We start from the raw sequence: 11,806 nt of genomic DNA on the forward strand, positions 1-11,806 counted from the left end.
TCAGGTTGACGTTCCGCCGCAGGGCGTGGATCAGGTGGTTGCCGCCGATCGACAGTGCGTCGCCGTCACCGGTGACCACCCAGACCGACAGGTCCCGCCGGGCGGAGGCCAGCCCGGTCGCGATCGCCGGCGCCCGGCCGTGGATCGAGTGCACCCCGTAGGTGTTCATGTAGTACGGGAAGCGGGAGGAGCAGCCGATGCCGGAGACGAACACGGTGTTCTCGCGCTTGATCCCGAGCTCCGGCATGAAGGACTGCACCGCCGCCAGGATGGCGTAGTCCCCGCAGCCGGGGCACCAGCGCACCTCCTGGTCGGTCTTGAAGTCCCGGGCGCTCTGCGGCGCTTCGGCCTTGGGCACCAGCTTCAGGGACGGGAAGCCGTTCTCGCTCATCGGTGGTCCTCCTCGTCCAGGGTGCCGATCGCCGCCCACAGCACGTCGACCAACTGAGCCGCCTTGAACGGCAGTCCGCGCACCTGGTTGTAGGACTCGGCGTCCACCAGGTACTTCGCCCGCAGCAGCAGCGCGAGCTGCCCGAGGTTCATCTCCGGAACGATGACCTTCTCGTAACTGCGCAGCACCGCACCGAGGTTGGCGGGGAAGGGGTTGAGGTTGCGCAGGTGCGCCTGGGCGATCTCGCCGCCGTCCGCGCGCACCCGGCGCACCGCCGCGGTGATCGGGCCGTAGGTCGAACCCCAGCCCAGGACCAGGACCCGGGCGTCGCCGGTCGGGTCGTCGACCTCCACCGGCTTGACCGTGATGCCGTCGACCTTGGCCTGCCGGGTGCGGACCATGAAGTCGTGGTTGGCCGGGTCGTAGGAGATGTTGCCGGTGCCGTCCTGCTTCTCGATGCCGCCGATCCGGTGCTCCAGACCGGCCGTGCCGGGCACCGCCCAGGGCCGGGCCAGGGTGTGCGGGTCGCGCAGGTACGGCCAGAAGGCGCCGTCCTCGCGGTTCGGGCCGGTGGCGAACTGCGGGTCGATCTCGGGCAGTTCGTCGACGGCGGGGATCCGCCAGGGCTCGGAGCCGTTGGCCAGGTAACCGTCGGAGAGCAGGAAGACCGGGGTCCGGTAGGTCACCGCGATGCGGGCCGCCTCCAGCGCCGCCTCGAAGCACTCGGCGGGCGTTGCCGGGGCGACGATCGGCACCGGCGCCTCGCCGTTGCGGCCGAACATGGCCTGCAGCAGGTCGGCCTGCTCCGTCTTGGTCGGCAGTCCGGTGGACGGGCCGCCGCGCTGGATGTCCACGATCAGCAACGGCAGTTCGAGCGAGACGGCCAGCCCGATGGTCTCCGACTTCAGCGCGACGCCGGGCCCCGAGGTGGTGGTCACGCCGAGCGCCCCGCCGAAGGCGGCACCGAGGGCCGCGCCGATGCCGGCGATCTCGTCCTCCGCCTGGAAGGTGCGCACGCCGAAGTTCTTGTGCTTGGACAGCTCGTGCAGGATGTCCGAGGCCGGGGTGATCGGGTACGAGCCCAGGTAGAGCGGCAGCCCGGAGCGCTGCGCGGCGGCGATCAGCCCGTAGGAGAGGGCGAGGTTGCCGGAGATGTTGCGGTAGCGCCCGGCGGGGAGCTTGGCCGGTGGCACCTCGTAGGAGACCGCGAAGGACTCGGTGGTCTCGCCGAAGTTCCAGCCCGCCCGGAAGGCGGCGATGTTGGCCTCGGCGATCTCCGGCTTCCTGGCGAACTTGCTGCGCAGGAAGGTCTCGGTGCCGTGGGTGGGCCGGTGGTACATCCAGGACAGCAGGCCGAGGGCGAACATGTTCTTCGCCCGCTCGGCGTCCTTGCGGGCCAGCCCGCTGTCCTTGAGCGCCTCCAGGGTCAGCGTGGTGAGCGGCACCTTGTGCAGGTGGAAGCCGTCCAGCGAGCCGTCGCCGAGCGGATCCGCCGCGTAGCCGACCTTCGCCAGTGCGCGCTTGGTGAACTCGTCGGTATTGACGATGATCTCCGCGCCGCGCGGCAGGTCCGGCAGGTTCGCCTTGAGGGCCGCCGGGTTCATCGCCACCAGCACGTTCGGGGCGTCGCCCGGGGTGAGGATGTCGTGGTCGGCGAAGTGCAGTTGGAAGGACGAGACGCCGGGCAGCGTCCCGGCGGGGGCCCGGATCTCGGCCGGGAAGTTCGGCAGCGTGGAGAGGTCGTTGCCGAAACTCGCCGTCTCCGAGGTGAACCGGTCCCCGGTGAGCTGCATGCCGTCACCGGAGTCGCCCGCGAAACGGATGATCACCCGGTCGAGTCTGCGAATGGGTTTGGCGCGCCTCGCCGGCGGGCCACCCGGGGCCTGCGGACCGTCGGGCCCGTTCGCGCCGGGGCGTCCGCCACCGTCGCCGGTACGAGCCTCGTCGCCGCCCGATCCGTCCACTGCCTCTGACTGATCGACCTGACTGGTCACTGCCGCGGACCTCCTCGTGGGCACACCACCGCGGGCGCGGCCCTGTGCCCCGTCCGCCTGGTGCACCGCTCGCATCTTATGCATGCGGCCTCGAGCGCGGCCGGAACTTCGGCAGGAAGTTGCAGCCTCCCGCGCGCCCGTGCCGCTCTTCGGACAACGCTCGGCCGCCGGAGATCCTTCCGCGCTCCGGCGGCCGCGTCGGACGGAGCAGGAGGCCCCGGGCAGGCGCCCTAGGAGTTCAGGTAGGTCAGCACCGCGAGCACCCGGCGGTGGTCCTCCGGGCTCTGGGCCAGGCCCAGCTTGAGGAAGATGTTGCTGACGTGCTTCTCCACGGCCCCGTCGGAGACCACCAGCTGCCTGGCCACCGCCGCGTTGGTGCGGCCCTCCGCCATCAGGCCCAGCACCTCGCGCTCGCGCGGAGTGAGATTGGCCAGAACGTCGCCCTTGCGGCTGCGGCTGAGCAGCTGCTGCACCACCTCCGGGTCCAGCGCGGTGCCGCCCTCGGCGACCCGGACCACCGCGTCGGCGAACTCGCGCACCTCGGCGACCCGGTCCTTGAGCAGGTACCCGACGCCCCGGGTGGATCCGGCGAGCAGTTCGGAGGCGTACCGCTCCTCCACGAACTGCGACAGCACCAGGACCCCCAGCTGCGGGTAGTGGCCGCGCAGCTCCACGCAGGCGCGCAGGCCCTCGTCGGTGTGGGTGGGGGGCATCCGCACGTCGGAGACCACCACGTCCGGCAGGGCGTCGGCCGCCGCCAGTCCGTGCACGGTCCTGACCAGCGCCTCTCCGTCGCCGACGCCCGCCACGACCTCCAGGCCCCGGTCGGTGAGCAGCCGGGTCAGGCCCTCCCGCAGCAGTACGGAGTCCTCGGCGATGACGACGCGACGCATGGTGGCCTTCCGGGCAGGCGTGAGCTGACGGGAGTCAGTCTCCCCCATCGGCGCACCCCGCCGGGGAGCGAGGGCCGGATCGCCCGCCCGCTCCGGGGCCCGTTCACATCGTGCGGATCGCCACCGCGTCGCAGAGCCCCTCCAGGGCCGCCTTGGCCGCGCAGTCCGGCAGCGGGGCGAGCAGCGCCCGGGCCTCCTCGGCGTGCCGCAGGGTCTCCCGGCGGGCGTGCTCCAGCGCGGGGTGGCGGCGCAGCAGGCGCAGCGCCTCGGCGTGCAGCTCGTCGTCGGAGAGGTCCTGGGTGAGCAGCTCGCGCAGCCGGACGTCGTCCGGGTCGGCCGGGTCGGCGGGCATCCGCTCGAGGAGCAGCGTCGGCAGGGTGGGCACGCCCTCGCGCAGGTCGGTGCCGGGGGTCTTGCCGGACTCGTCGCCGTCGCTGGCGATGTCGAGCACGTCGTCGGCCAGCTGGAAGGCGATGCCGATCCGCTCGCCGAACTCGCCGAGGGTGTCCACCATCCAGGGTTCGGCGCCGGCCATCTGCGCTCCTATCCGGCAGGCGACGGCGATCAGCGATCCGGTCTTGCCCTCCAGCACGTCCAGGTAGTGCAGCAGCGGGTCGGCCTCGGGGCCGGGGCCGCGGGTCTCCAGGATCTGGCCGGTGACCAGCCGCTCGAAGGCCTCGGCCTGCATCCGCACCGCCTCCGGGCCGAGGTCGGCCAGGACCTGGGAGGCGCGGGAGAAGAGGAAGTCGCCGGTGAGGATGGCGACCGAGTTGTCCCAGCGGGAGTTGGCGCTCTCGGCGCCGCGGCGCACCGGGGCCTCGTCCATGACGTCGTCGTGGTAGAGCGTGGCCAGGTGGGTCAGCTCGACGACCACCGCGGCGGGCACCACACCGGGCGCGCCCGGGTCGCCGAACTGGGCGGCCAGCAGGAGGAGCAGCGGGCGGAAGCGCTTGCCGCCGGCTTCCAGGAGGTGACTGGCGGTGACGGTGATGAAGGGGACGTCGCTCTTGACGGCCTCGCCGAGGGCCGCCTCCACCGCGTCCAGTCCGGCCTGGACGTCCCGGGTCAGGTCGCGGTCCTGCACGCTGAGCCCGAAGGGTTCCACGACGGTCACGAAGACCACTCCTCTGTCCCTGGTCGATCTAGCGGCCTGGTCCCTGAGTGCCGCCGCTGGCCATACAGGCAGGGTATCCGGTCGTGAGTGGATCACTGCACGGGCGTGCGGATCCTGTCATGATCGGGCCGGAAGCCCTGGTCAGGACGGCTGTCCGGGCCTTGCGGCGGTGGGGGCGAATTCGTCCGGAAATAAAGGGCTGGAGACCGGCCCGGACTTCCGGACCGATCTCCAGCCAACCGACCGGTGACGGTCAGTACGCAAACAGCGAGGCCTTGGACGCGAGGTCCAGGAAGTACTGCGGCAGCAGCCCGAGGCCCAGCGTCACCAGCACCCCCACGCCGATCGCGGTCGCCGTGAAGGCGCTCGGGATGGCCACCGTCGGACCGCCCGGCTTGGGGTCGGAGAAGAACATCAGCACGATCACCCGGATGTAGAAGAACGCGGCCACCGCCGAGCTCAGCACACCGACGACCACCAGCGGGGTCGCCCCGCCGGCCGCCGCCGCCTGGAACACCGCGAACTTCCCGGTGAAGCCGGAGGTCAGCGGGATCCCGGCGAAGGCCAGCAGGAACAGCGCGAACACCGCCGCCACCAGCGGCGAGCGCCGCCCCAGCCCGGCCCAGCTGGACAGGTGGGTCGCCTCGCCCTTGGAGTCGCGCACCAGGGTGACCACGGCGAAGGCGCCGAGGGTCACGAAGGAGTACGCCGCCAGGTAGAACAGCACCGAGGACAGGCCCTGCTTGTTGACGGCGATCACGCCGGTCAGGATGAACCCGGCGTGGGCGATCGAGGAGTACGCCAGCATCCGCTTGACGTCCTGCTGGGTGACCGCCAGCACCGCCCCCACCACCATGGTGAGGATCGCGACCCCCCACAGCACCGGCCGCCAGTCCAGCCGCAGGCCCGGGAAGGCCACGTAGAACAGCCGCAGGAACGCCCCGAAGGCCGCGACCTTGGTGGCCGCCGCCATGAAGCCGGTCACCGGCGTCGGCGCGCCCTGGTAGACGTCCGGGGTCCAGGAGTGGAAGGGCACCGCGCCGACCTTGAACAGCAGGCCGACCGCCAGCATCGCCAGGCCCGTCAGCAGCAGCGCGTCGCTCTGGGTGGTGCTCAGCTGCGCCGGGGTGGTCATCGCCTTGCCGGAGATGACGTCCGCGATGTCGCCGAGCTTCACGCTGCCCGCGTAGCCGTACAGCAGCGCGGTGCCGAACAGGAAGAAGGCCGAGGCGAAGGCGCCGAGCAGGAAGTACTTGACCGCCGCCTCCTGGGAGAGCAGCCGGCGGCGGCGGGCCAGGGCGCACAGCAGGTAGAGCGGCAGGGAGAAGACCTCCAGCGCCACGAACATCGTCAGCAGGTCGTTGGCGGCGGGGAAGAGCAGCATCCCGCCGACGGCGAACATGGTGAGCGGGAAGACCTCGCTGGTGGTGAAGCCGGCCCGGATCGCGGAGCGCTCCTGCTCGCCGCCGGGGGTGGCGGCGGCCTGGGCGGCGAAGGCGTCGGCGGGCAGGCCGCCGGCCTTCGGCTCCAGCTTGCGCTCGGCGTAGGTGAGCACCGCGACCACGGCGACCAGCAGGATCACGCCCTGCAGGAACAGCGCCGGACCGTCCAGGGCGACCGACTCCATGGCCAGCAGGTCGATCCGGGGCGCGCCGTGGCCCTGGGCGGCCAGCACCACCACGGCGACGAACGCACCGACCAGGGCGACCAGGGCGAGCGAGACCTGGGTCCAGTGCCGCAGCCGCCGGGGGACGAAGGCCTCGACCAGGATGCCGGCCACGGCGGCGCCGAACACCACCAGCATCGGGGAGAGTTGGCCGTACTCGATGTGCGGCGCCGGGATGCCGGGGGTGTTGCCGGCGGCGGCGAGCACTGCGGTGGCACTCACTTCTGCTCACCTCCTGAGGTGGCGGCGACCGGGTGGGCCGGCGCCGGGTCGGTCTGGTGGACCTGCGAGAGCGTCGCGTTCACCGAGGGGTTGACCAGGTCGGTGAGCGGCTTGGGGTAGACGCCCAGCAGGATGGTCAGCGCCACCAGCGGTGCCACCACGGCGAGTTCGCGGGCCTTGAGGTCGGGCATGGTCCGCACCCCGTCCTTCACCGGGCCGGTCATGGTGCGCTGGTACAGCAGCAGGGCGTACAGCGCGGCCAGCACGATGCCGAAGGTGGCGATCACGCCGATCGCCGGGTAGCGGGTGAAGGTGCCCACCAGCACCAGGAACTCGCTGACGAACGGGGCCAGCCCCGGCAGCGACAGGGTGGCCAGGCTGCCGATCAGGAACGTCCCGGCGAGCACCGGGGCGATCTTCTGCACGCCGCCGTAGTCGGCGATCAGCCGGGAGCCGCGGCGGGAGATCAGGAAGCCGGCCACCAGCAGCCACGCGGCGGTGGAGAGGCCGTGGTTGACCATGTAGAGGGTCGCACCGCTCTGGCCCTGGCTGGTCAGGGCGAAGATGCCCATGATGATGAAGCCGAAGTGCGAGATCGAGGCGTACGCGATCAGCCGCTTGATGTCCTTCTGGCCGACCGCCAGCAGTGCGCCGTAGACGATCCCGACCAGCGAGAGGACCACGATCAGCGGGGCGAAGGTCTTCGAGGCGTCCGGGAACAGCCCCAGGCAGAACCGCAGCATCGCGAAGGTGCCGACCTTGTCCACCACGGCGGTGATCAGCACGGCCGTGCCGGCGGTGGCCTCGCCCATCGCGTTCGGCAGCCAGGTGTGCAGCGGCCACAGCGGGGCCTTCACCGCGAACGCGAAGAAGAAGCCGAGGAACAGCGCCTTCTCGGCGGTGCCGGTCAGCTGCAGCCTGCCCTCGGCGACCGCCCGGGTGAGCGTCGGCAGGTCGAAGGTGCCGAACCCCTGGTCCTGCGCGATCACGTACAGGCCGATCACCGCGGCCAGCATCACCAGGCCGCCGAGCAGGTTGTACAGCAGGAACTTGACGGCCGCGTAGGAGCGCTGGCGCGCCGACTCGGGGCCGCCGGCCCGGTCGCCGAAGCCGCCGATCAGGAAGTACATCGGGATCAGCATGGCTTCGAAGAACACGTAGAACAGGAAGACGTCGGTGGCGTAGAAGGAGACGATCACCATCGCCTCCACCGCCAGGATCAGGGCGAAGAAGCCCTGGGTCCTGCGGCGCCCCTCGAAGGTGTCCCGCTCGGCCGTGCCGTCGGGGGCCGCCTGGTCGGGGTCGGCGTCGTGCCAGGAGGCCAGCATCACCACCGGCACCAGGACGGCGGTCAGCAGGGCGAGGACGGCGCCGATGCCGTCCACGCCGAGCGAGAAGCCGATCCCGAACGAGCGGATCCAGCTGTACGACTCGGTCAGCTGGAAGCGGGCCCCGTGCGGGTCGAACCGGGTCGCCACCAGGGCGGCCAGCGCCAGGGTGACGGCGGAGACGCCCAGGGCGACGGCCTTGGTGGTCCTGCGCCGGGCCTCGGTCGATCCGGCCGGCAGGGCGGCGGTCAGCACCGCGCCGGCCGCCGGGACGGCACAGGTGACGGTCAGCAGGGCGCTCACGGCCGGACCTCCCCACGCGTTTCAGGGCGAGTCACTGTCATCACATGGACCTCATCAGGAGAGTCGAGGCGACCAGCACCAGCGTGCCGCCGAACATGGAGAGCGCGTACGAGCGGACGAAACCGGTCTGGACCCGCCGCAGCCTGCTGGAGAGTCCCCCGATGACGGCGGCCAGGCCGTTGACGAAGCCGTCCAGGCCACGGCTGTCGAAGTAGACCAGCGTGGCGGCGAGCGCCGAGCCCGGCCGCACCAGCACGGCGTGGTTGAAGTCGTCCTGCAGCAGGTCCCGGCGGGCTGCCCGGGTGAGCGGGGAGCCGACCGGCGGGACCACGGGGACGGGCGAGCGCCCGTACATCAGGTACGCCAGGCCGACGCCGGCCAGCATGCAGGCGGTGGCCAGACCGGTGACGGTCCACGCGGTGAGCGGCGAGTTGCCCTCGCTGTGCCCGGTGACCGGCTCCAGCCACTTCAGGAAGGAGTCGTTGACGTCGAAGAGCGCGCCCGCGAACACCGAGCCCACGGCCAGCAGGATCATCGGGATCGTCATGGTCTTCGGCGACTCGTGCGGGTGCGGGAGGTCGCCCTTGTCGTCCGCCTGCCAGCGCTTCTCGCCGAAGAAGGTCAGCAGCATCACCCGGGTCATGTAGAACGCGGTGACCGCCGCGCCGACCAGCGTGCACAGGCCGAGGATCCAGCCCTCGGTGCCGCCCTTGGCGAAGGCCGCCTCGATGATCCGGTCCTTGGAGAAGAAGCCGGACAGACCGGGGAAGCCGATGATCGCCAGGTAGCCGAGGCCGAAGGTGACGAAGGTGACCGGCATGTACCGCCGCAGGCCGCCGTAGTGGCGCATGTTCACCTCGTCGTTCATGCCGTGCATGACCGACCCGGCGCCGAGGAACAGCCCGGCCTTGAAGAAGCCGTGGGTCACCAGGTGCATGATGGCGAAGGCGTAGCCGATCGGACCGAGCCCGGCCGCCAGCACCATGTAGCCGATCTGCGACATGGTCGAGCCGGCCAGCGCCTTCTTGATGTCGTCCTTGGCGCAACCGACGACCGCACCGAACAGCAGCGTGACCGCGCCGACCACCACCACGGCGGTCCGCGCGTCCGGCGCCAGGTCGAAGATCGCCGAGGAGCGGGTGATCAGGTAGACGCCCGCGGTCACCATGGTGGCCGCGTGGATCAGGGCCGAGACCGGGGTCGGGCCCTCCATCGCGTCACCGAGCCAGGACTGCAGCGGCACCTGGGCCGACTTGCCGCAGGCCGCCAGCAGCAGCATCAGGCCGATCGCGGTCAGCTTGCCCTCGCTCGCCTGCTGCACCCCGCCGAACACCGGGTCGAAGGCGAAGGAGCCGAACTCGGCGAACATCAGCATGATCGCGATCGACAGGCCCATGTCGCCGACCCGGTTGACGATGAAGGCCTTCTTCGCCGCCGTCGCCGCGCTCGGCTTGTGCTGCCAGAAGCCGATCAGCAGGTACGAGGCCAGGCCCACGCCCTCCCAGCCGAAGTACAGCAGCAGGTAGTTGTCGGCCAGCACCAGCAGCAGCATGGCGGCGAGGAACAGGTTCAGGTACGCGAAGAAGCGGCGCCGGCGCTCGTCGTGCGCCATGTAGCCCACCGAGTACAGGTGGATCAGGGTGCCGACGCCGGTGATCAGCAGGACGAAGGTCATCGACAACTGGTCGAGCCGGAAGGAGATGTCGGCCTGGAAGGCGTTCACCGGGACCCAGCTGAACAGGTGCTCGGTCACCGCCCGGTGTTCGGCGCTCCGGCCGAGCATGTCCGAGAACAGTGCCAGGCCGAAGCCGAACGAGAGCGCGGCGAGCGCGGTGGCCAGCCAGTGGCCGAACCGGTCCAGGGCCCGGCCGCCGAGCAGCAGCAGGGCGGCGCCGGCCAGTGGAGCCGCCACCAGCAGCGGAATGAGACAGTTCACCGAAGGCCCTCCGCCTACAGCTTCATCAGATTGCTGTCGTCGACCGAAGCGGAGTGCCTGGTCCGGAAGATGGAGACGATGATGGCGAGGCCGACCACGACCTCGGCCGCCGCGACCACCATCGTGAAGAACGCGATGATCTGGCCGTCCAGGGTCCCGTGCAACCGGGAGAACGTCACCAGCGCGAGGTTCGAGGCGTTCAGCATCAGCTCGACGCACATGAACAGCACGATCGCGTTGCGCCGGATCAGCACCCCTGCCGCGCCGATGGTGAACAGCAGGGCCGACAGGTACAGGTAGTTGACCGGGTTCACTGCTCGCCCTCCTCTTCGCCCCCGCCGGCCTCCGTGCCGTCGGCGGGCCCGGCGCCGTGGTCGGCTCCGGTGCCGTTGACGGCCTTGGTGCCGTTGGCGGTCCTCGTTCCGTTGGCGGCCTTGGTGCCGTTGCCGCCCTGGGTGCCGTTGGCGGTCCGGGTGCCGTTGCCGGTCCTGGTGCCGGCGTTGGCGCCCGCGGGCTCCAGCGACCTGCGCGGGCCGGTCACCGCCGGCCGCTCCGAGGACGGCCGGCCCAGCCAGTCGGAGGTGGTGTTCTCCAGCTCCGCCATCCGCTTCAACATGTCCTGGCTGACGTCCCGGACCTGCCCGCGCTCGCGCAGCGTCGACATCACCGAGTCCTCGGCGACGGTGCCGTCCGGCAGCAGCGCCGGCACGTCCACCGCGTTGTGCCGGGCGTACACGCCGGGGGCCGGCCGCGGCGGCAGCTGGATGTTGTCCCTGACCCGCTGCTCCGCCAGTTCGCGCTGGGTCTTCGGAGCCTTCACGTGCTCCCGGTGGGTCAGCACCATCGCGCCGATCGCCGCGGTGATCAACAGCGCACCGGTGACCTCGAAGGCCCAGACGTAGCGGGTGAAGATCAGCCGGGCCAGACCCGGCACGTTGCCCTCGGCGTTCGCCTCGGCCAGGCCGGTGAAGTGGTTCAGCTTCGCGTCGGCGATCGCGGCGATCAGCAGCACGCCGAAGCCCAGCCCGCAGAGCACCGCGGCGACCCGCTGCCCCTTCAGGTGCTCCTTCAGCGAGTCCTCGCTGGTCACGCCGACCAGCATCACCACGAACAGGAACAGCATCATGATCGCGCCGGTGTACACCACGATCTGCACCACGCCCAGGAACACCGCGCCCTGGGCCATGTAACAGACCGCCAGCGCCAGCATGGTGGCCGCCAGGCAGAGCGCGCTGTGCACGGCCTTGCGCATCAGCAGCATGCCGATCGCTCCGCCGACCGCGATCACCGCGAGCACCCAGAACTGGACGGCCTCGCCGGTGGAGGTCGTCCCGGTCGCGGCCGCGAGATGCGTCATCACTGCTGCACCTCCTTCTCCCGGCCTGTGCGCTCCTGCTGGACCGTCCCGGGCGCCGCCGCGGTGACCTCGCCCCGGTAGTACGCGCCCTCGTCGGCGCCCGGGAAGATCGCGTGCGGGGTGTCGACCATGCCCTCGGACAGGCCGACCAGCAGCTGCTCCTTGGTGAAGATCAGGTCCCGGCGGGAGGAGTCGGCCAGTTCGTACTCGTTGGTCATGGTCAGCGCGCGGGTCGGGCAGGCCTCGATGCACAGCCCGCACAGGATGCAACGGGCGTAGTTGATCTGGTACACCGCGCCGTAGCGCTCACCGGGCGAGTAGCGCTCCTCGTCCCGGTTGTCCGCGCCCTCCACGTAGATCGCGTCGGCCGGGCAGGCCCACGCGCACAGCTCGCAGCCGACGCACTTCTCCAGCCCGTCCGGGTGCCGGTTCAGCTGGTGGCGGCCGTGGAAGCGCGGAGCGGTGGGCTTCTTCTGCTCCGGGTACTGCTCGGTGAGCCGCTTCCTGAACATGGCCTTGAAGGTCACGCCGAAGCCTGCGGCCGGGCCCAGGACGGACGGCCGTTCGGCCCGCTCGTCCCTGCCCGTCTGGTCGGACGACAT

10 protein-coding genes are annotated in these 11,806 nt (G+C 71.0%); all 10 read right to left on the reverse strand.

Annotated elements, in window-relative coordinates:
• Window positions 1-391 (reverse strand): thiamine pyrophosphate-dependent enzyme (locus ABT247_RS08840; RefSeq protein ID WP_350740195.1); only part of this gene is annotated, 391 nt, incomplete at its 3' end.
• Window positions 388-2,355, reverse strand: a complete 1,968-nt coding sequence (locus ABT247_RS08845) for a 2-oxoacid:acceptor oxidoreductase subunit alpha (RefSeq protein WP_502892413.1) — start codon at window positions 2,353-2,355, stop codon at window positions 388-390. The genes ABT247_RS08840 and ABT247_RS08845, both read right to left, overlap by 4 nt.
• A 260-nt stretch (window positions 2,356-2,615) precedes the next feature.
• Window positions 2,616-3,278 (reverse strand): response regulator, encoded by a 663-nt coding sequence (locus tag ABT247_RS08850; protein WP_350740201.1) that lies wholly within the window; start codon window positions 3,276-3,278, stop codon window positions 2,616-2,618.
• A gap of 103 nt (window positions 3,279-3,381) precedes the next feature.
• Window positions 3,382-4,392, reverse strand: a complete 1,011-nt coding sequence (locus tag ABT247_RS08855) for a polyprenyl synthetase family protein (RefSeq protein WP_350740204.1) — start codon at window positions 4,390-4,392, stop codon at window positions 3,382-3,384.
• 253 nt (window positions 4,393-4,645) lie between these two features.
• Window positions 4,646-6,280, reverse strand: a complete 1,635-nt coding sequence (gene nuoN / locus ABT247_RS08860; protein ID WP_350740207.1) for an NADH-quinone oxidoreductase subunit NuoN — start codon at window positions 6,278-6,280, stop codon at window positions 4,646-4,648.
• On the reverse strand, window positions 6,277-7,911 hold the full coding sequence (locus ABT247_RS08865; protein WP_350740210.1) for an NADH-quinone oxidoreductase subunit M: 1,635 nt from the start codon (window positions 7,909-7,911) through the stop codon (window positions 6,277-6,279). The genes nuoN and ABT247_RS08865 overlap by 4 nt, the downstream gene beginning before the upstream one ends.
• 40 nt (window positions 7,912-7,951) lie before the next feature.
• Entirely contained in the window at window positions 7,952-9,847 is a 1,896-nt protein-coding gene (nuoL, locus tag ABT247_RS08870; protein WP_350740213.1) for an NADH-quinone oxidoreductase subunit L, read from the reverse strand.
• Between the two features lie 14 nt (window positions 9,848-9,861).
• Window positions 9,862-10,161 carry an NADH-quinone oxidoreductase subunit NuoK gene (gene nuoK, locus ABT247_RS08875; protein ID WP_195911268.1) on the reverse strand — a complete coding sequence of 100 codons (300 nt, stop codon included), beginning with the start codon at window positions 10,159-10,161 and terminating at the stop codon, window positions 9,862-9,864.
• On the reverse strand, window positions 10,158-11,204 hold the full coding sequence (locus ABT247_RS08880; RefSeq protein WP_392898443.1) for an NADH-quinone oxidoreductase subunit J: 1,047 nt from the start codon (window positions 11,202-11,204) through the stop codon (window positions 10,158-10,160). Before ABT247_RS08880 ends, nuoK begins: the two co-directional genes overlap by 4 nt.
• The gene (gene nuoI / locus ABT247_RS08885; protein WP_350740216.1) at window positions 11,204-11,806 is read right to left on the reverse strand and encodes an NADH-quinone oxidoreductase subunit NuoI; all 603 of its coding nucleotides are present in this window, start codon (window positions 11,804-11,806) and stop codon (window positions 11,204-11,206) included. The genes ABT247_RS08880 and nuoI overlap by 1 nt, the downstream gene beginning before the upstream one ends.

This window comes from Kitasatospora sp. NPDC001539, from assembly GCF_040298565.1.
Taxonomy (GTDB): domain Bacteria; phylum Actinomycetota; class Actinomycetes; order Streptomycetales; family Streptomycetaceae; genus Kitasatospora.

Coding starts and splice junctions, on each gene's coding strand:
- ABT247_RS08850 (WP_350740201.1), bottom strand. CDS start 3,278: ATGCGTCGCGTCGTCATCGCCGAGGACTCCGTACTGCTGCGGGAGGGC.
- ABT247_RS08880 (WP_392898443.1), bottom strand. CDS start 11,204: ATGACGCATCTCGCGGCCGCGACCGGGACGACCTCCACCGGCGAGGCC.
- nuoI (WP_350740216.1), bottom strand. CDS start 11,806: ATGTCGTCCGACCAGACGGGCAGGGACGAGCGGGCCGAACGGCCGTCC.